The organism is Proteus sp. fly-1067 (assembly GCF_040139345.1).
In the GTDB taxonomy this organism is placed as follows: Bacteria; Pseudomonadota; Gammaproteobacteria; order Enterobacterales; family Enterobacteriaceae; genus Proteus; species Proteus vulgaris_B.
In genome coordinates this window covers 1-25928 of the sequence record NZ_JBEEUL010000015.1, presented here as the reverse complement: position 1 = coordinate 25928, position 25928 = coordinate 1, and the positions used below count along the sequence as shown (strand labels likewise).

The 25928-nt window shown below is 39.4% G+C and carries 25 protein-coding genes and 7 tRNA genes; 6 read left to right on the top strand and 26 right to left on the bottom strand.

Features of this window, described 5'->3' with window-relative positions; genetic code table 11:
• Positions 1-21: 21 nt before the first annotated feature.
• The 4 genes from ABN217_RS16630 to ABN217_RS16615 all read right to left on the bottom strand — a co-directional run bounded on the left by ABN217_RS16630 (position 22) and on the right by ABN217_RS16615 (position 3170).
• The gene (locus ABN217_RS16630; RefSeq protein ID WP_115351370.1) at positions 22-747 is read right to left on the bottom strand and encodes an amino acid ABC transporter ATP-binding protein; all 726 of its coding nucleotides are present in this window, start codon (positions 745-747) and stop codon (positions 22-24) included.
• Positions 748-1422, bottom strand: coding sequence for a glutamate/aspartate ABC transporter permease GltK (gene gltK / locus ABN217_RS16625; protein WP_072070241.1), 675 nt, complete (start codon positions 1420-1422; stop codon positions 748-750).
• The gene (locus tag ABN217_RS16620; protein ID WP_072070240.1) at positions 1422-2162 is read right to left on the bottom strand and encodes an amino acid ABC transporter permease; all 741 of its coding nucleotides are present in this window, start codon (positions 2160-2162) and stop codon (positions 1422-1424) included. Before ABN217_RS16620 ends, gltK begins: the two co-directional genes overlap by 1 nt.
• Positions 2163-2276: 114 nt before the next feature.
• Positions 2277-3170: an amino acid ABC transporter substrate-binding protein gene (locus ABN217_RS16615; RefSeq protein WP_072070239.1), complete on the bottom strand. Its 894-nt coding sequence runs from the start codon at positions 3168-3170 to the stop codon at positions 2277-2279.
• A gap of 365 nt (positions 3171-3535) precedes the next feature.
• Between ABN217_RS16615 and ABN217_RS16610 the strand changes: the two genes are divergently transcribed.
• The 4 genes from ABN217_RS16610 to ABN217_RS16595 all read left to right on the top strand — a co-directional run bounded on the left by ABN217_RS16610 (position 3536) and on the right by ABN217_RS16595 (position 7284).
• Positions 3536-3925, top strand: a complete 390-nt coding sequence (locus ABN217_RS16610; RefSeq protein WP_115351371.1) for a metal resistance protein — start codon at positions 3536-3538, stop codon at positions 3923-3925.
• 85 nt (positions 3926-4010) lie between these two features.
• On the top strand, positions 4011-6050 hold the full coding sequence (locus ABN217_RS16605; protein ID WP_340895570.1) for a protein-disulfide reductase DsbD family protein: 2040 nt from the start codon (positions 4011-4013) through the stop codon (positions 6048-6050).
• On the top strand, positions 6050-6781 hold the full coding sequence (locus ABN217_RS16600) for a DsbA family protein (protein ID WP_196553443.1): 732 nt from the start codon (positions 6050-6052) through the stop codon (positions 6779-6781). The genes ABN217_RS16605 and ABN217_RS16600 overlap by 1 nt, the downstream gene beginning before the upstream one ends.
• Entirely contained in the window at positions 6781-7284 is a 504-nt protein-coding gene (locus ABN217_RS16595) for a protein disulfide oxidoreductase (RefSeq protein ID WP_196553442.1), read from the top strand. Before ABN217_RS16600 ends, ABN217_RS16595 begins: the two co-directional genes overlap by 1 nt.
• An 8-nt stretch (positions 7285-7292) precedes the next feature.
• Here ABN217_RS16595 and ABN217_RS16590 read toward each other — a convergent pair whose 3' ends face one another.
• The 6 genes from ABN217_RS16590 to miaB form a co-directional block, all read right to left on the bottom strand.
• Entirely contained in the window at positions 7293-7976 is a 684-nt protein-coding gene (locus tag ABN217_RS16590; RefSeq protein ID WP_197269435.1) for a hypothetical protein, read from the bottom strand.
• Positions 7977-8047: 71 nt separating this feature from the next.
• Entirely contained in the window at positions 8048-9571 is a 1524-nt protein-coding gene (gene lnt / locus ABN217_RS16585; RefSeq protein ID WP_197269434.1) for an apolipoprotein N-acyltransferase, read from the bottom strand.
• A gap of 7 nt (positions 9572-9578) precedes the next feature.
• On the bottom strand, positions 9579-10460 hold the full coding sequence (gene corC, locus ABN217_RS16580; RefSeq protein ID WP_023581153.1) for a CNNM family magnesium/cobalt transport protein CorC: 882 nt from the start codon (positions 10458-10460) through the stop codon (positions 9579-9581).
• 71 nt (positions 10461-10531) lie between these two features.
• Complete coding sequence (ybeY, locus tag ABN217_RS16575) at positions 10532-10999, bottom strand: rRNA maturation RNase YbeY (RefSeq protein ID WP_196553439.1); 468 nt, start codon at positions 10997-10999, stop codon at positions 10532-10534.
• Positions 10992-12053 (bottom strand): PhoH family protein, encoded by a 1062-nt coding sequence (locus ABN217_RS16570; protein WP_036912056.1) that lies wholly within the window; start codon positions 12051-12053, stop codon positions 10992-10994. Before ABN217_RS16570 ends, ybeY begins: the two co-directional genes overlap by 8 nt.
• 28 nt (positions 12054-12081) lie before the next feature.
• Positions 12082-13512, bottom strand: a complete 1431-nt coding sequence (miaB, locus tag ABN217_RS16565) for a tRNA (N6-isopentenyl adenosine(37)-C2)-methylthiotransferase MiaB (protein ID WP_072070231.1) — start codon at positions 13510-13512, stop codon at positions 12082-12084.
• A gap of 205 nt (positions 13513-13717) precedes the next feature.
• On the opposite strand from miaB, the gene ubiF reads away from it, so the two are divergent.
• Positions 13718-14905 (top strand): 3-demethoxyubiquinol 3-hydroxylase, encoded by a 1188-nt coding sequence (gene ubiF, locus ABN217_RS16560; RefSeq protein ID WP_196553438.1) that lies wholly within the window; start codon positions 13718-13720, stop codon positions 14903-14905.
• 53 nt (positions 14906-14958) lie between these two features.
• Here ubiF and fghA read toward each other — a convergent pair whose 3' ends face one another.
• The 13 genes from fghA to nagB all read right to left on the bottom strand — a co-directional run bounded on the left by fghA (position 14959) and on the right by nagB (position 21952).
• Positions 14959-15789: an S-formylglutathione hydrolase gene (fghA, locus tag ABN217_RS16555; protein WP_349459640.1), complete on the bottom strand. Its 831-nt coding sequence runs from the start codon at positions 15787-15789 to the stop codon at positions 14959-14961.
• 53 nt (positions 15790-15842) lie between these two features.
• Complete coding sequence (locus ABN217_RS16550) at positions 15843-16955, bottom strand: S-(hydroxymethyl)glutathione dehydrogenase/class III alcohol dehydrogenase (protein ID WP_196553436.1); 1113 nt, start codon at positions 16953-16955, stop codon at positions 15843-15845.
• Positions 16956-16975: 20 nt separating this feature from the next.
• The gene (locus ABN217_RS16545) at positions 16976-17251 is read right to left on the bottom strand and encodes a metal-sensing transcriptional repressor (RefSeq protein WP_036938507.1); all 276 of its coding nucleotides are present in this window, start codon (positions 17249-17251) and stop codon (positions 16976-16978) included.
• Between the two features lie 239 nt (positions 17252-17490).
• A tRNA-Leu gene (locus ABN217_RS16540) sits at positions 17491-17575 on the bottom strand.
• Between the two features lie 52 nt (positions 17576-17627).
• A tRNA-Gln gene (locus tag ABN217_RS16535) sits at positions 17628-17702 on the bottom strand.
• A 5-nt stretch (positions 17703-17707) separates the two neighbouring features.
• A tRNA-Met gene (locus ABN217_RS16530) sits at positions 17708-17784 on the bottom strand.
• Positions 17785-17816: 32 nt separating this feature from the next.
• A tRNA-Gln gene (locus ABN217_RS16525) sits at positions 17817-17891 on the bottom strand.
• A 41-nt stretch (positions 17892-17932) separates the two neighbouring features.
• Positions 17933-18007: transfer RNA gene (locus tag ABN217_RS16520), tRNA-Gln, on the bottom strand.
• A gap of 27 nt (positions 18008-18034) precedes the next feature.
• Positions 18035-18119, bottom strand: a tRNA-Leu gene (locus ABN217_RS16515).
• Between the two features lie 8 nt (positions 18120-18127).
• Positions 18128-18204 (bottom strand) — tRNA-Met (locus ABN217_RS16510).
• 410 nt (positions 18205-18614) lie between these two features.
• On the bottom strand, positions 18615-19847 hold the full coding sequence (nagC, locus tag ABN217_RS16505) for a DNA-binding transcriptional regulator NagC (protein ID WP_082151829.1): 1233 nt from the start codon (positions 19845-19847) through the stop codon (positions 18615-18617).
• A gap of 9 nt (positions 19848-19856) precedes the next feature.
• On the bottom strand, positions 19857-21020 hold the full coding sequence (gene nagA / locus ABN217_RS16500; RefSeq protein WP_197269431.1) for an N-acetylglucosamine-6-phosphate deacetylase: 1164 nt from the start codon (positions 21018-21020) through the stop codon (positions 19857-19859).
• A gap of 125 nt (positions 21021-21145) precedes the next feature.
• The gene (nagB, locus tag ABN217_RS16495; protein WP_196553434.1) at positions 21146-21952 is read right to left on the bottom strand and encodes a glucosamine-6-phosphate deaminase; all 807 of its coding nucleotides are present in this window, start codon (positions 21950-21952) and stop codon (positions 21146-21148) included.
• Positions 21953-22306: 354 nt separating this feature from the next.
• Between nagB and nagE the strand changes: the two genes are divergently transcribed.
• Entirely contained in the window at positions 22307-24349 is a 2043-nt protein-coding gene (gene nagE, locus ABN217_RS16490; protein WP_196553433.1) for an N-acetylglucosamine-specific PTS transporter subunit IIBC, read from the top strand.
• A 227-nt stretch (positions 24350-24576) separates the two neighbouring features.
• Here nagE and ABN217_RS16485 read toward each other — a convergent pair whose 3' ends face one another.
• From ABN217_RS16485 to ABN217_RS16475, 3 genes are all read right to left on the bottom strand, one after another.
• Positions 24577-25578: a tyrosine-type recombinase/integrase gene (locus ABN217_RS16485; protein WP_349459638.1), complete on the bottom strand. Its 1002-nt coding sequence runs from the start codon at positions 25576-25578 to the stop codon at positions 24577-24579.
• The gene (locus ABN217_RS16480) at positions 25535-25780 is read right to left on the bottom strand and encodes an excisionase (protein WP_349459636.1); all 246 of its coding nucleotides are present in this window, start codon (positions 25778-25780) and stop codon (positions 25535-25537) included. The genes ABN217_RS16485 and ABN217_RS16480 overlap by 44 nt, the downstream gene beginning before the upstream one ends.
• 7 nt (positions 25781-25787) lie before the next feature.
• Positions 25788-25928 (bottom strand): DNA N-6-adenine-methyltransferase (locus tag ABN217_RS16475; protein WP_349459651.1); only part of this gene is annotated, 141 nt, incomplete at its 5' end.

The following is a 25928-nucleotide window of genomic DNA, read 5'->3' as shown; positions in this document are numbered from 1 at the left end:
CAGCAGAAGAGATATGAAGTATTAATGTAAGATTTTAGCTAAGAAATCTTTTGCGCGATCTGATTTTGGATTATCAAAAAAGTCATTTTTAGGTCTATCTTCTACAATACGACCTTCATCCATAAAGATAATACGGTCAGCTACTTTTTTGGCAAAACCCATTTCATGAGTTACTACCATCATTGTCATTCCTTCATTCGCTAGCTCAACCATAACATCTAGCACTTCATTAATCATTTCGGGATCAAGTGCAGATGTAGGTTCATCAAATAACATTGCGATAGGATCCATACATAAAGCACGGGCAATGGCGACACGCTGTTGTTGACCACCAGAAAGTTGGGCAGGGTATTTGTTCGCATGACTGGATAAACCAACGCGTTCTAATAATTTTAAGCCTTTTTCTTTTGCAGCGATTTTCTCTCTATTAAGCACTTTAACTTGTGCGAGTGTAAGATTTTCAATAATAGAAAGATGAGGGAAAAGTTCAAAATGTTGGAATACCATTCCTACTTTTGCTCGTAATTTAGCAAGATCGGTGCGTTTATCATTTACTTTGATTTCATTAACAAGGATCTCTCCTTGCTGTATAGGTTCTAGGCCATTCACTGTTTTAATCAGTGTCGATTTACCTGAACCAGAAGGCCCACAGACAACAACAACTTCCCCCTTTTTAACTTCAGTGGAACATTCAGTCAGTACTTGAAATTGACCATACCATTTGGATACGTCTTTTAGGGAAATCATCTAGGTAGTCCTTTTTTTAAGAAAGTTCACTAACATTGAAGCTGCGAAACTAATGACAAAATAAACAAAACCCGCAAAGAGGATCATCTCAACTTGTGTGCCATCGCGTTCACCAATATTTGCCGCCGTTCTGAAAAAGTCAGTAAGGCTTAATACATAAACTAAGGACGTATCTTGGAACAAGACAATTCCTTGAGTGAGTAAAAGTGGAACCATGGCTCTAAATGCTTGAGGTAAAATCACTAAGCGCATCGTTTGTGATTTGGTCATACCTAATGCAAGTGAGGCAGAAAATTGCCCTTTACTCACACTTTGAATACCTGCCCTTATAATTTCAGAGTAGTACGCCGCTTCAAATAATGAGAACGCTATCATTGCTGAAATTAAACGGATATCACTTTTCGGTGAAAGTCCTAGAACATTTTGTAATATGTTAGGCACAATTAAATAAAACCACAGTAATACCATGACTAATGGGATAGAACGAAAGGTATTAACGTAAGCGGCCGCAAACCAACTAATAGGTTTAAATGTAGACAGGCGCATAACAGCGAGCACCGTTCCCCATAAAATACCAACTACAATAGCGGTGATGGTGATTTTTAAAGTGATAGCCATACCATCGACTAAAAATGGTAGGCTTGGAACAACAGAACTCCAGTCAAATTCATACATTATTGACCTCCTGTTGTGCCAGGTAAACGCACACGTTTTTCAAGCCAACTCATGATTAACATAATAATGACGTTGATAAAAACATAGGCGAGAGTAATTGCAGTGAATGACTCATATGCTTTCGCTGAATAATCGAGTAGCTTGTTTGCTTGTGCAGCCATATCAATTAACCCGATAGTGGAGGCAATCGCTGAGTTTTTTACGAGATTAAGCATTTCGGAGGTCATTGGTGGAATAATGACACGATAAGCATTGGGTAATAAAACATAACGATAGGTTTGAGGTAAGGTTAAGCCCAAGGCAAGTCCAGCCGCTTTTTGCCCACGGGGTAATGAGTTAATTGCTGCTCTGACTTGTTCACACATACGAGCAGCGGTAAATAAACCTAAACAGAGAGCTGAAGAGACAAAAAATTGTACATTTGGCGCTAAGTCCATTTTAAACCAGTCGCCAATAGATTGAGGTAATAGTTCAGGAATAACTAAATACCACGTAAAGAATTGAACAATAAGTGGTACGTTACGGAATAACTCAACATAAACTGTACCTAAACTTGAAAGCCAACGATTAGGTACAGTACGCAAAATTCCGAATAAAGAACCAACAAGAAAGGCAATAACCCAAGCGCATAAAGATAAGGCAATGGTGACCTGGAAGCCTGAAATCAGCCATCCTAAGTATGTGGTGTTTCCGAAAGGGGCTTCTTGGAAGAATATCCCCCAATCCCAATCAATCGACATGATTTCACCTCCGGTGAAAAATAGGGGCAGGGAACGACTGCCCCAAACTTCACTGATCTGTCTGTCCAACAGATACTTTATAATTATTTGTTTGCATCAACGGCGTATGTATTTTTAATTCAATGCTTTATCATTTGGTGATGCAAATAAGGCTTTCATTTCATCAGAGATAGTGAATTCTAGGTTAAGGTTTTTAGGTGGAATCGGGGCATTAAACCAGCGATTGAAGGATTTTTCTGCTTCACCTGATTTTTGTGCGTTAGCGATAGTTTCATCTATTAATGCTTTGAATTGAGCATCGTCTTTACGCAACATACAGCCATAGGCTTCTTCAGATTGTGGTGTTCCTACAATTTCCCACAGACCTGGTTTTTTCGCTTTCGCGCGTTCACCAGCAAGTAATGCATCATCCATCATAAAGGCGACAGCACGACCTGATTCGAGTGTACGGAATGAGTCACCATGATCTTTTGCGCTGATAATGCGCATATTCATTTTTTTCTCATCGTTAAGTTTGTTAAGTAACATTTCAGATGTTGTTCCTGATGTTACAACTACGTTTTTACCGGACAGATCAGAGAAGTCTTTTATTCCACCGTCTTTTTTCGCCAGTAAACGTGTACCTACGATAAAAATAGTATTAGAGAAACTAGCTTGTTGCTGACGAGCTTCATTATTGGTTGTTGAGCCACATTCAAAATCAAATGTACCATTTTGTAATAATGGAATGCGATTCTGAGACGTAATAGGGATCAGGCGAACTTGCAGATTAGGTTTGCCTATTTTGTCTTTTACTGCTTGTACAATCAGATTGGAATAGTCTTGAGAATAGCCAACCACTTTTTGTTGATTATCATAGTAAGAGAAAGGAACGGAGGATTCCCGATGTCCAACAATAATAATATCGTTGTCGTTGATTTTTTTTAAGGTTCCAGTGAGTTCTTCTGCTTGCACAGCTCCTGCAGCCCCTAAAATCATTAATGATAATGCTAGTTTACGCATGCGCATAATAACTCCTGTCGTGGTGATAAGTGATATTTGTGATTTGCTTTGTGTTGCTTTTTTGTTTTAATTTGTTTTGATAATGTTAATAGATAGAACAAATAACATACTGTTGGGAAGTGTAATTTGTGAAATACGAGAGGTATCTCTCAATAAAAGAATGAAATCAAATATGGTTGATTATTTTTTTGGAAGTTGTTTTCAATATTTAAAATTATTGTAGTAGAAACCTTATGGAAATAAAGGTTAAAGATGAAAAATTGAGATAATAGGAAAAATAAAATAAGTAGGGATTTGTAAAGTTTGTCTTAAGGAGTTGTTTGTCTGTGGATTACCGTTAAGATAACGGGTCATATTGATGAGGAACATCTATGAGTAATTGGCGGTCAGGTCGCTGGCTAGTGGTAATAACAGTTTTGCTGATCTTGTGTTGCATTGTTCAGCGTTCATTAGGTGCCCACGTCATTAGTGAGCGCTTAGCGACGGCTGTTTCTCAAACTCAATACCCACTATCAACACCGATTGCTGATGAGAATAGCGCAACAGAACATACTTATTCACTCTCTACCTGTGAATTAAGCGCTAAATCATTATTATCTGTTCCTCCGCTAACAATAGAGCCTTTTTTCCATTCATGGGCTGTACTATTACTGTTAAGCATGGCCGCTATCTATGTTTCTCGCCAGCGTAGCCAAAAAAAACATCACCATCCACCCCCACCGATAAGACTTCACCTTCATTATTGCATTTTGAGGGATTAGAAATTTCCTTTTAGCTAAAAAATTGCACGTCTATCTTTGGGCGTAGCTTTGTGTGTAGCGTTGTAGGAATTTTTAGGGAGTTGTTATGTTTCGTTCTTTTGTTATGGCGTTGGTATTAACGCTATTTACGTTATCTACATCTCAAGCAGCAGATACAGGCTGGTTAACCATGCCGGATAATTCTCACGCACAAGTTAGGGCGACGGCACAAAAGTCACCAACGGGTGATGTGAAAATGTTACTTGAAGTGCAACTTGAGTCTGGGTGGAAAACTTATTGGCGCTCACCAGGGGAAGGTGGTGTTGCACCTGAAATTAATTGGCCACAAGATGTGAGTGCAATGATATGGCATTGGCCATCACCTTCTGCTTTTGATGTCGCAGGTATTCACACTCAAGGCTATGACAAACAAGTTGTTTTTCCGATTGAATTAACCTCTGCTCATGCTGATCGTTTAACTGGAGTTTTAACGTTATCAACATGCAGTAATGTCTGTATTTTAACGGACTACACTTTAGATTTAGATCTTACAGAGCCAGCACCTGCTGATTTTGAATGGCAATATAGTCAAGCGATGGCAAAAATTCCAGTTGGTACAGGACTCGTCTCCTCGGTTTCCTCTGATTATAACAATAGCCAGCTCACTATCTCTTTACAAAGAGAGCAAGGAGCGTGGGTTAAACCTAATATTTATCTCGATCCTCCCGAAGGTATGCTTTATGGAATTCCACATTTAAATCAAAAAGATAATAATTTATTTGTCACTGTTGATGTAACTGATGACTGGGGAGATGCTGCGGGTGATATTTCGGGTAAAGCACTCTCATTTGTTATTACTGACCAAGATTTTTCTCGCCAAGTTAATGACACAATAGGACAGGGGGAAACAGGTATTGCGCCTCCATCTAATTCAAGTGTTGGATTATGGGGCATTCTAGCTTTTGCGCTATTAGGTGGATTGATCTTAAATTTAATGCCTTGCGTATTGCCTGTACTCGCGATGAAATTGGGTTCGATTTTACATCTTGAGAATCGCGATAAAGGGGTTATTCGTAAGCAATTTTCGGTATCTGTTTTAGGTATTTTAGTTTCTTTTTGGGCATTAGCTCTATTTATGACGGGTTTACGTTATAGCCAAGAAGCCTTAGGTTGGGGAATACAGTTTCAAAGCCCTTGGTTTATTGGATTTATGGTGTTAGTGACGGCTATTTTTACTGCTAATTTATTTGGTCTATTTGAGTTACGTTTAAGTAGCAATATGAATACTAAAATGGCAACGGCAGGTGGACAGGGGTATGGCCGCCATTTTTGGGAAGGTGCTTTTGCTACTTTACTTGCCACTCCTTGTTCCGCACCATTTTTAGGTACTGCAGTCGCTTATGCTCTGATTGCTCCATTAAGTGAATTATGGCTTATTTTTACTGCATTAGGGATAGGAATGAGTTTGCCTTGGATCTTAGTGGCAATATTCCCATCTGTTGCAAAAGTGCTACCAAAACCCGGTAAATGGATGAATCGCCTAAGAGTTGTTTTAGGTTTTATGATGCTGTTGTCTAGCATTTGGCTTATTACACTTTTAATTCCTCATTTTGGCATGACAATTGTTGCCGGTATTTTTATTGTTATTGCTTTACTTTTATTGCTCGCAATTGTACGGCACTATGGCAAAAAAACGGCTCTTATTTCTACTGTGATAGCCCTATTTTTAGCGGGAAGTACTTATTTATTTGTTGCTCAACCAGAAAGCCATACACTTGTAGGCCAAGACACGGTAAATTGGCAACCTTTATCTGAAGAAGCAATACATCAAGCCTTGGCTGATAATAAACGCGTGTTTGTTGATGTCACGGCAGATTGGTGTGTGACCTGCAAAGCAAACAAATACAATGTATTATTGCGAGAAGATATTCAGGCTGCTCTGTCTGCCCCTGATGTCGTTGCATTAAGAGGGGATTGGACTAAACCCTCTGATAAGATCACCCAGTTTTTAAAACAACGAGGTCAAGTAGCTGTACCTTTTAACCAAGTTTATGGACCTTGCCATAAAGATGGCGTGGTTTTACCCCCTCTTTTAAATAAAGATTCAACATTGACTGTTCTTTCAGAGGCTAAAGGAGCCCAATAATGAAAAAAACACTTTCTGCACTGGTTATTTCGTCATTACTTTTTGGTGCAAATGTGCAAGCAGCGGCATTAAGTGCTGATCAGGAAAAAGAAGTTCGTGCACTGGTTCGTGATACATTAATCAAAAATCCAGAAATTTTGGAAGAAGCTATCACTGCATTACAAGCACAAAAAGCCGATGAGCAACAAGCACAATTTCGTACCGCATTAAAGGCAGAACATGATGCATTATATAACGATGCAGCAAGTCCTCGTATTGGTGCAAAAGACGCTAAATTAGTGTTAGTTTCTTTTACTGATTATAACTGCCCTTATTGCAAACGTTTTGATCCGTTATTAGAACAAATCACAAAAGATTATCCAGAAGTAGCTGTGATCATTAAACCATTACCATTTAAAGGCGAAAGTTCTGCTAAAGCATCTCAAGCTGTGCTTTCTGTATGGAAAGAAGATCCAAAAGCGTTCTTAGCGTTACACCAACGTTTAATGCAGAAGAAAACAATGCTAGATAATGCAAGTATTGATGATGCAATGAAAACAACCAATACAAGCAAAGTAAAATTAACGGATGACAGTTTAAAAGTGTTACAAAATAACCTAGATCTTTCTCGTAAATTAGGTATTCAAGGTACGCCTGCAACTGTTGTTGGTGAAATGGTTATCCCTGGTGCCGTTGATTATGCTCAGCTAGAAGTGATTGTGAAAGAGCAACTGGCTAAAGTGAAAAAATAATGCGTAGTCGCTTACGAAAGTGGAGTAAAGAACTTATTGTTCTGGTTGTCATTTTCGTTGTAGCCTCTTTCGCGATGGATTGGTGGCGACAACCTACGCCACCATCTTTAACGAATTTACCTGAGCTTTATACTGTTGATAATAAAGTTGTTTCATTAACAGAGTTGAGTGCTGAAAAGCCCTTATTAATCTATTTTTGGGCAACATGGTGTGGTGTTTGTAAACTAACAACACCTGCGGTGAATTCATTAGCGCAAGATGGGTATAATGTGACATCAGTTGCGATCCGTTCGGGTGATAACGCAAAGCTAGAGCGCGGGATCCAATCTAAAGGGCTGGTTTTTCCTGTAATAAATGATAGCCGAGGAGATATTTCTCAGCAGTGGGAAATTAGTGCAACACCTTCATTCGTTATTATTTATAAAGGGGAGATGGTGGGCTTTACGAGTGGTTGGTCATCTTCGTGGGGATTAAAACTACGTTTATGGTGGGCTTCTGTTTAAATCGGTTATCAGAATTTTAGTAAAGAAAAAAGGGTACCGGGTAAGCTGACAATAAAATAGATTATTTCATAAATAATATTTTTGCGTCTACGCTCAATTTTGGCTTCTTCGGTATTTTGGGCAATTAATGACTTTTCATCGGCAATGCGTTTTGCAGTATTAATATGTATTGGCACAATATTAATAGGAATAACGGTATGATTATTTTTATTCACAGGGGTTAATTGGGCTAATGTCCAACCATATTGATGCTGTTTATCTCCGAACGCATTTTGCTGAATAACATAACCATAATAATCTTTACGAAAACCTTTTTCTTCGTTATCGCTGGAAATCTTATGAGCATATTGCCAATAAGATTGAATATCTGCTGAATGAATTAATTGAGATAGTGCTGGTGGCTCAAGTAGGGTGACATTAACGCGTTTAGACTCAGCCTCTTGTTTTTGTTTAACTTTAATCACAGTTTTCCAATGTACAGGTACAATGGTTTTATCTTCAATAAGTTGATTAATTGACTCTGGCTGTTTTGATAAAACCCAGCCAAATTCATGTTGTTGCCGATTGAACATCTGGCGCTGGATCCATTTATTTTCTTTATCCGTACGGAAACCCTTTGTTTCATTATCTGTTGATATTTTTTTAGCTCGTTGCCAAATAATATCGAGAATATGTTCAGGGTAATGTTCCATAAAAAAGCCCTCTTATTAGAAAAAGCCCAACCTAATTAATAGTAACTTAATAGGGTTGGGCTTTATTCATTTTAATTACGGCGTTTAATAAAGGCGATAATAAAAAATAATCCAACCAGTATCCATAATGGTGTATTACCCCATTTGTAATAAGGAGTTAATCCTGTTGTTGGTGTGATTTTTTCTGCTAAAGCACCTTCTTCAAATTGAGGAAGCTGAGAAATAACATCACCGTTGGCTGCAATAAAGGCTGTAATACCGTTATTTGTCGAACGTAATAATGGTCTTCCTAACTCTAGAGAACGCATTCTCGCCATTTGGAAATGTTGCCAAGGGCCTATTGAATTACCAAACCACGCATCATTAGAAATCGTTAATAAGAATCGTGTATCAGGTTTGAAATTAGCACGAACTTGCTCACCTAAAATAATTTCATAGCAGATAGCTGCGGTAATTTTGGCATCATTGACAGTCAGCTGAGGCTGTACATATTCGCCTTGGCTTAATGATGACATTGGTAAATTAAAGAAAGGCGCCAGTGGGCGTAATAGCGATTCTAATGGCACATATTCACCAAAAGGAACAAGGTGATGTTTATTATAGCGATCTGTTGCTGGGTATTGATAAGCATAGTGTTCACCTAATGTGATGACACTATTGTAGAAACGGTAACCTTCTAATGTCGGCCTAGCATCAATAATTCCTGTCATTAAATGAGTATCTTGCTCTCTCAGTTGCTTATCAAGCTCAGCTAAAAAGCCTTGTTGTTGAATTTCAACATCAGGGATCGCCGATTCAGGCCAAATAATAAGATTTGCATTACCGATAAAAGGGCGACTTAAGGTGAGATAGGTTTTTAGCGTGCTTTCTAATGTACCCGGTTCCCATTTTAATGACTGCGCAATATTTCCTTGAACAAGTGCAATCTCTTGTGTTTCATCCGGTAATGGTTGATACCACTGATAAGATTTAAAGCTGATAGGCAGTACCAATAAAAGGAGTGCTGCAACAAGGCTATAAATTGATTTTCGAAAGAGAGCAAATGCGATAAGGCCACTGATAACTGTAAGTAGCAACGTTATCATTGTGACACCAAAAATAGGTGCAATTCCTTTTAATGGGCCATCAATTTGGCTATAACCAAATTGTAACCATGGGAAACCCGATAATACCCAACCTCTCAAGAATTCTGTAATTTGCCATAGTGCAGGTGCAGCAAAAACAAATCGCCATAGAGTCGGATTTGGGAAAAACTTATTTAATAAACCGGCAAAAAGTAGGGTATAGAGTGATAAATAAAGTGCCAATAAAATCACTAAAAATATATTTATCGCAAATGGCATACCGCCAAAATCAGCAATGCTGACATAAACCCAATTTACACCAGTACCAAATAATCCAAAGCCCCAGGCAAAGCCAAGAAATGCACCTTGTCGAGTTGTACGTTGCGTAATTATCAGTAATAGGCCCAGCAGTGAAACTAAGGCAGCAGGCCAAAAGTCAAAAGGCGAAAACGCGAAGGTGCCGATAGCACCTAAAAAAACCGCCAGGAGGGCACGGACCCACTGGCGGTTTAAGAAAGAGGTCTTATTCATTTAGATCCTATGCATCATTACCTAGTTCAGGAATGGGCGCATCATCTGGGATATGCACATAAACCTGAATGATCTTACGGCTATCTGCCATAACAACTTTAAATTGGTAATTATCAATGGTAATAGTTTCACCACGAGCAGGAAGGTGACCAAAGGCTTGCATAACTAAGCCACCAATAGTATCAACTTCTTCATCGCTGAAATGTGTACCGAACGCTTCATTGAAATCTTCTATCTGGGTTAAAGCTCGAACTGAGTAAGCGTGGCGACTCAGTGGACGAATATCAATATCATCCTCATCGTCATACTCATCTTCAATTTCGCCTACGATAAGTTCTAGAATATCTTCAATTGTGACAAGCCCTGATACACCTCCGAATTCATCAATCACAATTGCCATATGATAGCGTTGTGAGCGGAATTCTTTTAATAGGCGATCGACCCGTTTACTTTCAGGTACAACAACCGCTGAACGTAAGACTTTATCCATACTAAATGGCTCTGCGTCAGTACGCATAAATGGCAGTAAATCTTTTGCCATCAATAAGCCTTCAATATGATCTTTGTCTTCGCTTATGACTGGGAAACGGGAATGTGCTGAATCAATAATTACATCTAAACATTCATCAAGGGTTTGATTACGTTTTAGTGTAACGATTTGGGAGCGTGGGATCATAATATCTCGGACACGCTGTTCAGCAATATCCATTACCCCTTCAAGCATGTCGCGGGTATCAGGATCAATTAATTCTTTCTGTTCAGAATCGCGGATAAGCTCCATCAGATCATCACGGTTTTTAGGTTCACCGTGGAACCACTGATTAAGCAGTGTGAGAAACCCTTTCTTAGGACCTGGGTTATCGTTACTCGAAGATTGGTCGTCGCTCATGGCGTTTTAACTATTTTTCCTCATTGAATGGTTAATTAGATATAATATTTATCATAAAAATAAGAGAACTGTTACTCTTTTTCAATTAAATAGGGATCTGTATAACCTAAATTTTGTAAGATTTCTGTCTCTAAACCTTCCATTTCTTCGGCTTCATCATCTTCAATATGATCATAACCTAAAAGATGTAGACAACCATGAATAACCATGTGTGCCCAATGTTCTTCGACGGTCTTACTCTGTTCAACGGCTTCTTTTTCTACCACTTGTCGACAAATAATCAAATCACCTAATAAAGGCAGTTCAATTTCAGGTGGCGCCTCAAAAGGAAAAGAAAGCACGTTAGTGGGTTTATCTTTACCGCGATAAGTGAGATTAAGCTCGTGACTTTCTGCTTCATCAACAATGCGGATGGTGACTTCACTGACTGGTTGAAACTGTGGTAATACCGCTTCAAGCCATGCCATAAATTGGGCTTCACTCGGAAGCCCTTGCGTATTTTCACTTGCAACTTGTAAATCAAGGATAACTTCACTCATGATTTTCTCTCTGAAGCTTCTCTTTTTCTGCTTTGATAGCTTGGCGACGTTTTTGGTCTTCAGTTTCCCAAGCTTCATAGGCGATAACAATTTTAGCAACCACAGGGTGACGAACAACGTCTTCACTGTGGAAAAAGTTAAAACTTAAGTCATTCACATCGGACAAAACCTCAATAGCATGACGTAAGCCTGATTTATTGCCTCTTGGCAGGTCAATTTGAGTTATATCCCCAGTGACAACAGCTTTAGAGTTAAAGCCAATACGCGTTAAGAACATTTTCATTTGTTCAATGGTGGTGTTTTGGCTTTCATCAAGAATAATAAAGGCATCATTGAGTGTACGTCCACGCATATAAGCGAGGGGAGCGACTTCAATAACGTTACGCTCTATTAGTTTCTCAACTTTTTCAAAACCCAACATCTCAAATAACGCATCATAAAGCGGTCGTAAATAAGGATCGACTTTTTGACTAAGGTCGCCAGGTAAAAAGCCCAGTTTTTCACCCGCTTCAACCGCAGGGCGCGTTAACAAAATACGACGCACTTCTTGACGTTCAAGGGCATCAACAGCGGCAGCAACAGCCAGATATGTCTTCCCTGTACCTGCAGGCCCAATACCAAACGTAATATCATGGGTTTGAATATTGGCAATATATTGAGCCTGATTCGGTGTACGAGGTTTTATCACGCCTCGTTTAGTCCGAATATTGGTTGATTTCCCAAATTCAGGAACATGCTCATCACTTTGCTCAAGCACACGGCTTTCTTTGATAGCAAGATGAATTTGTTCTGGGTCGATATCGGGGATCACGCCTTTAATTGGCGAGGTTTCCACATACAAGCGACGTAAAATTCCTGCTGCTGCATTGACACATAATGATTTACCCGTGAGTTTAAAACGGTTATCACGATGATTAATCTCGATACCTAAACGGCGCTCAAGTTGCTTAATATTATCGTCAAATGGACCACATAGGCTCATTAAACGGGCATTGTCAGCTGGCTCTAAGAAAATTTCTTGGGTCGCTACTTGTGCATGTGCTATTACTGTCACTGATTATCCTTTTGTTAAATCTGATTAATTAAGGTTGGTAAACACCTACCCCTAATTCATCTTCTTTGCGAGTACGTGCAATGACGGATTCTGGTGATTCATGGATACGTAAATCCATTTGATCTTCCGTTCTAACCACTTTACCACGTAGGGAGTTGGCATAAACGTCCACAATCTCAACATCAACGAACTTACCAATCATATCGGGTGTACCTTCAAAGTTAACCACACGGTTAGTTTCAGTACGACCAGAAAGCTCCATCACATTTTTACGTGAAGGACCTTCAACAAGAATACGCTGTACACTGTTTAGCATGGCTCGGCTAAAGTTCATAGCTTGTTGATTGATACGTTGTTGTAGCAGATATAAACGCTGTTTCTTTTCATCTTCGCTAACGTCATCAGGTAAATCAGCGGCTGGAGTACCAGGACGTGCAGAATAGATAAAACTAAAGCTCATATCAAAATTTACATCTGCAATTAATTGCATCGTTTTTTCAAAGTCGTCTTGTGTTTCACCAGGGAAACCGATGATAAAATCTGAGCTGATCAGAATACCAGGACGCGCTTTGCGTAATTTGCGAATGATGCTTTTATATTCAAGTGCCGTATGGTTACGCTTCATTAATGTTAGAATGCGGTCAGAACCACTTTGTACTGGCAAATGCAAATAGCTGACTAACTCTGGTGTATCTTCATAAACGGCAACGATATCATCAGTAAATTCTATTGGATGACTAGTTGTAAAGCGAACGCGGTCAATACCATCAATCGCGGCAACTAAGCGGATTAACTCCGCAAAACTGCAAATTTGCCCATCAAAGGTTGCTCCACGATAGGCATTCACGTTTTGACCTAATAGGTTAACTTCGCGTACACCTTGAGCGGCTAATTGTGCGATTTCAAATAACACATCATCACAAGGGCGACTGACTTCTTCACCTCGAGTGTAGGGTACAACGCAGAAAGAGCAGTATTTATTACAGCCTTCCATGATGGAAACGAAAGCAGAAGGGCCTTCTGCACGAGGTTCTGGCAGACGGTCAAATTTTTCGATTTCAGGGAAACTGATATCAACAACTGGGCTTTTAGTGCCTTTAACCTGATTAATCATTTCAGGTAAGCGGTGTAAGGTTTGTGGTCCGAAGATAATATCGACACACTGCGCACGTTGACGAATGTATTCACCTTCTTGAGAGGCAACACAACCGCCGACGCCAATGATAATATCGGGTTTATTATCTTTAAAATATTTCCAACGTCCTAACTGATGAAAGACTTTTTCTTGTGCTTTCTCACGGATAGAACAGGTATTTAGCAGTAGAATGTCCGCATCTTCGGCGACATCGGTTAACTGATAACCGTGGGTGCTTTCGAGTAGGTCTGCCATTTTGGATGAATCGTACTCATTCATCTGACAGCCCCAAGTTTTAATGTACAGTTTTTTTATCGTCGACATTGTGTAAATCCGGTATTTTCAGTGAGACAATAGCTAATCACTGGAAAACGTTGCGTGTAATAAGCCAATAAGGCGGTTATTGTAGTCATTTGTGTGGTCAGTGACTAGAGTAAGTCGGCGCTAATTCTTTATGGCGTTTAGTTTAATCAAAATAAACTGAAACAGCGCTTACCTATTATTTAAAGTAATGAGTTATGGCATAACAATGATGAGTAATGTAAAAAACGATTTTGATGCAATCATCGCGGGTGGCGGGATGATTGGCGCTGCTGTTGCAATTGGACTGGCGCAAGAAGGATTGCGTGTCGCAATGATTGAACGACAGTCTCCAGCACCTTTTGATGCGTCATCTCATCCTGATATCCGTATTTCTGCGATTAGCTGTGCGTCCGTTAGTCTATTAAAACAACTAGGTGCATGGCAACATGTTTTGGCTATGCGTTCTGCGCCTTATCTTACTCTTGAAACATGGGAAGAAGAAAATGCTCATGTTATTTTTGATGCAAAAAGCTTAGGGTTGCCCGAATTGGGGTATATGGTTGAAAACCGTATTTTGCAATTAGCACTTTGGCAAGAAGCTGAACGTTATAGCAATATCACTTTATTATGCCCAAACAGTCTAAGTAAAATGACCTATTTAGATGATAAGTGGAAAGTAACACTTACTGATGGCAGTGAAGTGACCACAAATTTAGTGGTAGGTGCGGATGGTGCGAATTCTCAAGTACGCCAATTTGCTGGTATTGGTAGCAATGGCTGGCAATATCGCCAATCTTGTATGTTGATTACAGTAAAAACAGAATTACCACCAGAAAAGGGAACATGGCAACGGTTTTATCCTTCTGGGCCTCGGGCTTATTTACCACTTTTTGATAACTGGGCTTGTTTGGTTTGGTATGACTCGCCTGACAGAATTAGAAAACTGCAAAACATGTCGATGATGCAGTTAGAAAAAGAAATTCAACATGCTTTTCCTGAGCGATTAGGTAAAGCAACGCCTATTGCTGCGGGTTCATTTCCATTAACGCGTCAACATGCAAGCCGTTACGTTGATAAAGGGATTATTTTGTTGGGAGATGCGGCTCATACCATCAATCCTTTAGCGGGGCAGGGCGTCAATTTAGGTTATCGTGATGTAGATTGTTTCTTAGACTTAGTGGCTGAAGCTAAAAAGCATTATGAGCCTTGGGATTCAATGGTGTTATTGAAAAAATATCAGCGCCGACGTATGCCTGATAACTTAGTGATGCAAGCGGGAATGGATGTTTTTTATCATGCCTTTAGTCACCAATTACCGGGGTTAAAAGTCATTAGAAATATCGGTCTTTTAGCAGCTCAACATGCAGGTAAGGCTAAAGAAGCGGCGCTACGTTATGCTTTAGGCATTAAGTAATTTAAGTAATAAAGTAATGCGATGATCTCCCCAAAGAGATCATCGCATTATTGCTAAGTGTTTAAGTGCTTAGCATGAAAGGCAATATGTTCGCCAATAAAACTCGCCACAAAATAGTAACTGTGATCGTACCCTTGATGTAAATTCAATTGATAAGGGAAATGTTTTTTGTCACAAACTTGCGCAAATAATTCAGGCTTAAGTTGCTCTTGATAGAAGGGATCGCCCGATCCTACATCAACACGCATGGGTAAGGTATGTTCTGCGTTATTAAGTAAAGCAATCGCATCATACTGTTCCCATTGCTTAGTATCCTCTCCTAAGTACGCATTAAACGCCTTTTTACCCCAAGGAACTAAAGATGGTGCCACTATAGGAGAAAATGCCGATACGCTGCTATAGCGTGCCGAATTTCGCAATGCAATGGTTAATGCACCATGCCCTCCCATTGAATGCCCGCTAATTGCGCGCTTATCCGTGACAGGAAAGTGTGTTTCAATCAGTGTCGGCAGCTCATCAACAATATAGTCATACATGTGATAATGCGTATTCCATGGCGATTGTGTTGCGTTTAAATAGAATCCAGCACCTTGACCTAAATCATAAGCACTATCATCAGCGACATTTTCACCGCGGGGACTGGTATCTGGTACAACTAAAATAATGCTATGTTGTGCCGCAAATTGTTGAGCACCAGCTTTGGTAATAAAATTTTGTTCATTACAAGTTAAGCCTGATAACCAATATAAAACAGGGTATTTTTGCCCTTCTTCCATAGGAGGAAGATAGATGGCAAATTTCATCTCACAATTTAACACCTTTGATGTATGCTGATAAACTTCTTGCCAGCCACCAAAACAGGCATGATGTTCAATCCTTTCCATTTTGACTCCTTTAAAAACAAAGACAAACCTATGAGGCATAGGCTTGTGGATGATTAATCGAAATGAATAACAGTTCGGATTGATTTACCTTCGTGCATTAAATCAAAAGCTTCATTAATTTTTTCTAATGGAAGTTTATGGGTAACAAAAGGTTTAAGTTCGATATTACCTTTCATTGCATCTTCAACCATACCGGGTAATTGACTACGGCCTTTTACCCCCCCAAAAGCAGTACCTTTCCATGAACGACCCGTAACCAATTGGAAAGGACGTGTTGAGATCTCTTGCCCAGCGCCAGCCACACCAATGATGACTGATTGCCCCCAACCACGATGCGCACTTTCTAATGCGGCTCTCATCACATTGACGTTCCCAATACATTCAAAAGTATGATCAACACCCCATTGGGTCATTTCGACAAGAACTTGCTGGATAGGTTTATCGTAATCATTAGGATTTAGACAATCTGTCGCACCAAATTGACGTGCCAATTCAAATTTCTCAGGATTAGTATCAATGGCAAAAATACGGCCCGCTTTGGCTTGTCTTGCACCTTGCAGAACAGCAAGGCCAATACCACCCAAACCAAAGACAGCGACTGAATCACCTTCTTGTACTTTTGCCGTATTGTGAACAGCACCAATACCGGTTGTGACGCCACATCCTAATAAACAGACTTCTTCGTGATTAGCTTCAGGATTAATTTTTGCTAATGAAACTTCAGCAACAACGCTGTATTCGCTAAAGGTAGAACATCCCATGTAGTGATAAATAGGCTGTCCATTATAGGAAAAGCGTGTGGTGCCATCGGGCATTAAGCCTTTCCCTTGCGTTGCTCTGACTGCAACACATAAGTTTGTTTTACCTGATTTACAAAATAGACATTCACCGCATTCTGCTGTGTACAGTGGAATAACATGATCGCCAGGTTTTACGCTAGTGACGCCTTCACCTACTTCAACAACAACACCTGCGCCTTCATGGCCCAGAATAGCAGGGAAGACACCTTCAGGATCATCACCTGAGAGCGTAAAGGCATCTGTATGGCAAACGCCAGTGTGGCTAATTTTAATAAGCACTTCGCCGGCTTTTGGTGGCATAACATCAACTTCAACAATTTTTAAAGGCTCTCCAGGTCCAAATGCGACCGCAGCACGAGATTTCATGGTGTATCCTTTTTTTGTTATTAACGCAGGTAAGTGCGGATAAGTGAAATGGCATCATCAACGGAATTTTTTTGATCTTCAGGAGAAGCGACAGCATCCATAAGACCTTCACGTAAATGACTTTCGAGTACACCTGCCATTAGGCCATTGATAGCGCCTCGAATGGCAGCAATTTGTTGTAATACCTGACCGCATTCATTTTCATTTTCAAGGGCTGTTTCTAAAGCAAGAAGTTGCCCTTTTATTTTTCTTACGCGAGTTAACGCGGCTTTTTTTTCTGCTGGTGAGTGTGGCATACATAATCCTTAAATATACTATAGGGGAGTATAGTATTTGAGTGAATGTATGTACAGAGAGATCAAAAAAGCTTGGAAAAATAAAAATGGAATTAAAAAATCGTTTTGAATGCAAGAAAGTAAAAAGAAGTACAAAGGGTAGAAGTAGTGTTTGGGGGGAAATGGAAGCGCAGAAACAAAAAAGACTCGCTATTGCGAGTCTTAATCGTTGATTTCGTGATAAACACGTTAGTAATCAATGGTGCGGGAGGCGAGACTTGAACTCGCACACCTTGCGGCGCCAGAACCTAAATCTGGTGCGTCTACCAATTTCGCCACTCCCGCATACAACTTTTCAGAAAAAAAGACTCGCTCTGCGAGTCTCTCTTTCAAAATATGGCTGGGATACCAGGATTCGAACCTGGGAATGCCAGGATCAAAACCTGGTGCCTTACCGCTTGGCGATATCCCAAAAAATGGTGGCTATGACGGGATTCGAACCTGTGACCCCAACATTATGAGTGTTGTGCTCTAACCAGCTGAGCTACATAGCCTTATTGAATCTAGCTATCTTTCTTTTGAAAGATGGCTGGGGTACCAGGATTCGAACCTGGGAATGCCAGGATCAAAACCTGGTGCCTTACCGCTTGGCGATACCCCATCCGCTAATTCAATTGTCAACACACTTATTTATCAGAAATATGGCTGGGATACCAGGATTCGAACCTGGGAATGCCAGGATCAAAACCTGGTGCCTTACCGCTTGGCGATATCCCAACTGATAAATTCTTGACGAGGTTAAAATGGTGCGGGAGGCGAGACTTGAACTCGCACACCTTGCGGCGCCAGAACCTAAATCTGGTGCGTCTACCAATTTCGCCACTCCCGCAAAAAAGATGGTGGCTATGACGGGATTCGAACCTGTGACCCCAACATTATGAGTGTTGTGCTCTAACCAGCTGAGCTACATAGCCATCTTTTTTTGCATAACCTTCGTCGGCGTTGCGGGGCGCATTATGCGTATTACAGACAAATCCGTCAACTGCTTTTTGCATTAATTTTCGAGAAACGTGTCCGTTTGCTCGATGGTTAATCATTTTGTCGAAAAAAGATCCAAAAAACAACCTTATTGATAAAAAATATACTCAAAAAGAAGAGAGTGTAAAGTGTGAATAAAAAGAAAAAACAAAGCAGTAAGAAGAGAGAGGTGAATAAATATCATTAAAATGTAGGGACAAAAAGGCATAAAAAAAGAAATGTAGTGAAAAAATCAAGCAACATTTCTTTTTCTTAGTCTATTACTGTTTGAATTTTAGACCATTTTCCTATTTAACTAAGAAAAAGTATTTATTTAACTCAAAAAGTATAATTTATCAGCAATAACTTACTTTTCTAATAGCTGTTGAAGCAATTCTCCGTTAAGCATTGCTCGTTTAGTTAATGCAAAAGCCCCTATTGCAGAACGATGATCAAGCTCTGATGTGACCACAGGAAGTTCTTCTCTAAATTCTTTTAATACTTGCGTATTAATACAACTTTGAATGGACGGTAGCAAAATTTCAGCAGCTTCGGTTAATTCTCCCGCTAAGACAACTTTTTGTGGGTTAAATAAGTTAATTGCGATCGCAATGGCTTTACCCAAATGTAGGCCAACCTGTTTAATTGTTTCCACCGCTAATGGATCATTTTTAACCGCAGCATGACAGATATCTTGGATTTGACACTGTGTCGATGATAAATATTGGCTTGGGTAGCCTTGCTCTAGTTGATAGCGCACTTTGGCTTCAATTGCCGTATTTGATGCAATTGTTTCTAAACAGCCAAAATTACCACAATGACAACGCTCACCCAGAGGGTCTATTTGAATATGGCCAATTTCCCCAAGGTTACCGCGCTGATTGAGGAGAATTTTATTATTAATAATAACCCCTGCACCCGCACCGCGGTGAATTCGCACTAATAGCGAATCTTCACAATCTCTTGTGGCACCAAAATAGTTTTCAGCTAATGCGAGGCTTCGAATATCATGACCAGCATAACATGGAAGGCTAAAGCGTTTTTCAAGACTGTTTACTAAAGCCCAATTATCCACTTTCATATGAGGCATATAGCGAACAACGCCTTTATTGGGATCAACAAGGCCGGGTAAGATCACGGAAATTGAAATAAGCTCACGAATACGACGTTGATTTTGTTTAATAAAATCATCAATTGCGTTAATAAGCAGAGTCTCAACTTCATTTTGTGTGCTTTGTTCTATGGGATAGTGTTGCTCAATAATGACCTTACCACTCAGATCATAGAGTGCGACAGTCGCATCATTGCGCCCTAGCCGCACACTGACGGTATTAAAATTACGGTGTTCAACAATGATGGAAATAGCACGGCGTCCACCTGTTGATGCTTGTTGGTCAACTTCTTTAATCAGCCCACGTTCAAGCAACTGACGAGTAATTTTAGTCACACTGGCCGGTGCTAACTGGCTTTGTTCGGCTATTTGGATACGGGAAATGGGCCCGTGTTGATCAATCAGTCGATACACAATCGCACTGTTAAGTTGTTTAACAAGATCGATATTGCCAATTTGCGTTTCAGTGTTGTTATGACTCATCAGCATAGACATCCATTAGTTATCAGTTATTTCAATACCATTGACAAATGTTGTGCAAAGGTTGAAGTCCTTGTCAAAAGAAGCAAGATTAGCAATTTTTCCAGCTTCAATTGTACCGAGTTCTTTTTCTACCCCAATCGCACGAGCGGGATAAAGTGTAGCCATTCGTAATGTTTCATCTAATGGAATACCTACATGGATCACGCTATTTTTAATCGCGCTAATCATGGTAAGTGATGATCCACTTAATGTGCCATCAGCATCGACACACAATCCATTACGATAATATATGGTTTTTCCTGCAAAAACGAAGCTATCCATCTCATTTTTATTAGGATCAAGCCCCGCAGGCGCAGTTGCATCTGTGACTAAAAGTAATTTATCGCCTTTTAAACGCTTACTATTGCGAATATTAGCCCATGAAACATGCATACCATCAGCAATAATACCTGCATAAACCTCTGGTGTATCATAAATAGCGCCAACAAGGCCAGGGCCTCTGCCTGTAATATAAGGCATTGCATTATAAAGATGGGTCGATAATGAAATTCCATTACGGAACCCTTTACGTGCTTCTTCATAAGTCGAATTGGAATGGCCTGCCGAGACAATGATACCTGCTTTGATTAATTGACGAACATACTTTTCATCAACCATTTCTGGTGCAAGGGTGATTTTTGCGATGACATCAGCATTATCGCACAAATAGTCAATCATCTGAGCACTTGGTTGACGAATAAATTGCGGATCATGCGTCCCTTTTTTAATCACATTGATGTAAGGGCCTTCTAAATGTAATCCCAGTACTTTATTTTTATGTTTTTTCATATAGGCGCGAGTTGCTTCGATGCCTATTTTCATCAATTCATCAGAACAGGTAATTAGTGTTGGTAAATAACTGGTACAGCCTAAACGCTCATTTGCTTTTTGCATGATTTCTAGCGTTTCAATGGTGACATTTTCTGGTATGTCATTAAATTGCACGCCACCACAACCATTAACTTGTAAATCGATAAAACCAGGAGAAACAATTGCACCTTTCATATCACGAACAGAGATATCTTTTGGCAGTTGATCCTGTGGGCAAACCTGCTCAATACGGGAGCCGTTAATAATAATGGCGTGATTTTCTAAACGGTCGTAACCTGTATAAATAACAGCATTTGTTAAGGCAAACATACCTTTGTCTCCTGATAAGGGAAGTCAATCTAAAAAAGCCGATATCAGCCAGTAAATTCTGGCTGATAAGTAAGAGAGCTTAGCCTTTTCCACTACTTAATCAGTAGGTACTTATTTTACTAAACTTAGTCTTGGTATTTTTGACACTCTTGCGCTTCAATCTGTTGGAAATAACGCAATGTTTTAACGCGTAATTCCATTGTGGCAGGATCATCACACACTATAATTGCTTTTGGATGAAGCTGGACACAGGAAATTGTCCATAAATGGTTAACTGCACCTTCTGTGGCGGCATGTACAGCCTGTGCTTTATTAAAGCCTGTTGCCAAAATCATTAACTCTTCAGCATCTAATAAAGTACCCACACCAACTGTCAGTGCGTATTTAGGAACATGATTTACATTATTGTCGAAGAAACGTGAATTCGCTAAACGGGTGTCTTCGGTGAGTGTTTTCATGCGAGTGCGTGAAGAGAGTGATGACGCAGGTTCATTAAAAGCAATGTGACCGTCATTACCAACGCCCCCCATAAACAGATTGATTTTGCCATAAGACTTTATTTTAGCCTCATAACGTGCACATTCTGCTTGTGGATCTTCTGCATTGCCGTTTAATAAATTGATATTTTCATCTTTAATATCAATATGATTAAAGAAGTTTTCATACATAAATGTACGATAACTTTGTGAATGATCTGATGGAATACCAACATATTCATCCATATTGAATGTCACAACGTGTTGAAAGCTAATTTTTCCAGCTCGGTGTAATTCAATTAACTCTTTATATGTCGCCAATGGCGTGCCACCAGTTGGTAAACCAAGCACGAAAGGGCGATCTGCGGTTGGATTAAATTCGTTGATCTTTTCAACGATGTAATTTGCAGACCACTTACCAACTTGTTTTGCCGTGGATAGGGGGATTAACCTCATAGTAACCTCATAGAAAAAAGACAAATCTGATAATTCAGGAACATGTTATTTCATTGTGTGATTATCAGTGGCTCATCTATAACACGAATTTCTTTTCATTTTTAGTCGATGACCCAATTGTCCCGCCAAAAGATATTTTTAATCATAAAATAAGCTTTCTGACTTAGCCAGCATTTCAGCTAAAAAATATACGATATTGGTGACTTCAATCACAAATTATGACTAATTAATTTGCGATACGAAATAATTTTTTTAGACTGAAAATGGAATTAAATAATTAGCTCATCAATTTTTTTATAAAATATGAATGAGTATGAATAAGATCCCGTATAGGGGCTATCCAAGGGGGAGTTTGTGAATATTTTAAGTTATCTGCAGAAGATAGGACGGGCACTAATGGTGCCTGTTGCTACATTACCTGCAGCTGCAATTCTGATGGGGATTGGCTACTGGATTGATCCAGTAGGCTGGGGTAGCGATAACGCGCTTGCAGCCTTACTGATTAAATCCGGCTCCGCAATCATCGATAATATGTCAGTTTTGTTTGCTATAGGTGTTGCTTATGGTATGTCGAAAGACAAAGATGGTGCAGCGGCATTAACTGGATTTGTCGGGTTTTTAGTCGTAACCACACTTTGTTCGCCAGCGGCCGTTTCTATGATCAAAGGTATCCCATTAGAGGAAGTACCAGCTGCATTTGGTAAAATAGAGAACCAATTTGTGGGGATTTTAGTGGGTGTGCTTTCAGCGGAACTTTATAACCGTTTTAGCCAAGTTGAATTGCCTCTCGCACTCTCTTTCTTTAGTGGTCGACGTTTAGTTCCTATTTTAGCGTCATTCCTCATGATCATCGTTGCCTTTATTTTGATGTATATCTGGCCTGTTATTTATGGCGGATTAGTGAGCTTCGGTGAAAGTATTAAAGATATGGGGGCATTGGGTGCTGGTATTTACGCATTCTTTAACCGTCTATTAATTCCTGTTGGTCTACACCACGCATTGAACTCTGTATTCTGGTTTGACGTTGCCGGTATCAATGATATTCCTAATTTCCTTGCTGGTCAGAAATCTATTGATGCAGGCTTAGCGACAGTGGGTATAACGGGTCGTTACCAAGCTGGTTTCTTCCCTGTAATGATGTTTGGTTTGCCAGGTGCTGCACTGGCGATTTATCACTGTGCACGTAAAGAAAATAAAGCAAAAGTTGCTGGTATTATGATGGCGGGTGCATTTGCTGCATTCTTCACTGGTATCACAGAACCGCTTGAATTCTCATTTATGTTTGTTGCACCAGTGCTTTATGTTATTCACGCATTCTTAATGGCAATTTCTGTTTATATCGCTGCAAGTATGGAGTGGATTTCAGGATTTGGTTTTAGTGCAGGTTTAGTGGATATGTTCTTATCCTCACGTAACCCACTTGCTGTACACTGGTACATGCTTATTGTTCAAGGTATTGTGTTCTTCTTCATTTACTACGGTATTTTCCGTTTCACTATCACGAAATTCAACCTAAAAACACCAGGTCGTGAAGATGAAGTATCTGGTGATGAAACTGCCGATGGTTATGATGAAGATATCACAACAGCCCCTGCAAATAGCAAAGAAGGCATCCAGCAAGAAGCCCGTCAATATATCGCTGCAATTGGTGGTTCTGACAACTTAACGGGTATCGACGCTTGTATTACGCGTTTACGTTTAAATGTAAAAGATGCAACCATTGTTAATGATAGCTATGCAAAACGCTTAGGTGCATCAGGTGTTATTCGTTTAAACAAGCAAAGTGTTCAAGTGATTGTGGGTACACGTGCAGAGCTTGTGGCTAACGCAATGCGTGATGTATTAACACAAGGTCCAGTTGCTGCTTATGAAGGCTCATCAGCTTCAACCGTGTCTACTGAAAAAACACCTGTAAAACAAGCTAATGCTAATGCAAAAGTATTACTTGAAATGATTGCGCCTTTTGATGGTGAAGTTGTGGCATTAAAAGATGTGCCGGATGAAGCTTTCTCAAGTGGTGTTGTAGGAGATGGGCTTGCGATTAAACCAACCTCTAATATTGTATTGGCACCTGCAACAGGCTCGGTTGTTAAGATTTTTGATACTAACCACGCATTTTGTATTGAAACCGATAATGGCGTTGAAATCATCGTTCATATGGGGATTGATACGGTTGCATTAGGTGGTAAAGGCTTTAAGCGTTTAGTTGAAGAAGGAGCAGACGTTAAAGTCGGTCAACCTATCTTAGAATTAGATCTTGAATATCTAAACGCTAATGCTAAATCGATGATAAGTCCTGTGATTGTAAGCAATGTTGATGATTTTGATCAAATTGCTGAACAAGTTACAGGTGAAGTGGTTGGAAATAAAACCGTTATCTACAAAGTATTAAAATAAATTCTATACAGATATTTAATCCTCTATAAAGAGATGGTTAAATAAGACGATAAAACGGGGAGTCTTTCAAACTTCCCGTTTTTTTATCTCTATTTTGATAAATATCTCAGGGGTGTATTTAGCTAAGGTATTTATGAAACCTGCTTATTGGATTATAGTGTGATGTGTTTTTTTATATTAAATATCAATATGATAAATGACGACTCTCATTATCACTCACTATTAGCTCACAACTCAACATAACCATTCCCTCTATCATCAAGGTATTTATCTGTCATTCTCATAGATTTGTGTCCAAGTATTTTCTTTGCAAACTCAGCACTTTTTTCTTCTTCATATAATCTTGCAGATAAACTTCTAATTTCATGAAATGTTGGTTTATTTTCTATATGTTTAGGTAACGCTTCGATAAATTTACCTCTCAATGTTTTTGCGGTGGTGTTGCCACAGATTTTATCTGAGCTCCTATTCATGAGATTTAAAACATCTTTAATAGAATAACCAATAGACTCAAGTCTTAATGAGAGAGGTATTGCTACTTTAGAGCCTGTTTTTAATTGGGTGACATACAGCCTATCATTTTTTATATCATCCCATTTCATGTTGATAACATCGCTAATGCGTTGAGCTGTAAGTATCGCCAATAGGAACATATACCTATATTTGTCATTTGTGTGCTTTAAGGCGTATTTAAACTCTTCTAGTGATAACCTTGATCGCTGAACACTTGTTTTTGGCGGCTTTGTCACTGATACGGGATTTTCCTTTATCACACCATCAGCAATGGCTTCATTAAAGGCATCTAGCATGGTGGATCTTAGTAGTTTTGCCATTGCCTTTTTTGGGTACTCTGAAATAAATGTAGCTACATCTCTTGGCGTTACACTCTCAATTGGGCAGTCATTAAAGTGTAATTTGATTAACTTTATTCTTGATTCGTAATCGTAGAGCGTCTTCTCTTTTAACCCCCTGCTATTTACTTTCTCCCTGTAAGTATCAAGCCACTCATGCAATGTTACACAGTGAATATTATTAATTCTGTCAACTAATGACTCTTTAGGTTTGTAAATAGCTAAATTGGCTTGAATGGCTTCAGTTATTGCCAATGATTTGTTTGAGCCAACAGAAAATTCCTTTTTAGTTCTTACATCCCTGTAATAGTAAATCCCTTTACGCAAATACAAGTTAGGCGGTAGCCCCTTGTTCTTTGCACTTCTGTTTCTGCCCATTAATTTTCTCCATTAAATACTGAGGCTCTCTTACCATTTTATCATTCGTTAGAATTGTCCATGGTTCTAACTCATATTCCCTACCAATCTTTTCAGGAGCAGGGTACAGTTTGCCGTCTCTTATATATCTATAAAGAGTTCGTGGCGTTTTGGGTTTTGCAAAATACCTATTATTCCATTCTAATAATGTTATTCGTTTCATAATTCACCTATGCTATTTTCCATTCATTTAATATTTTATTGCCGACATTAATTAACTCATCTCTATCGACGGTATTAATTATCTTTCGTGGTTTGATATAGGGTCGCCATATTAAAAGCATTGATCCTTTATTATTGCCGTTAACTGG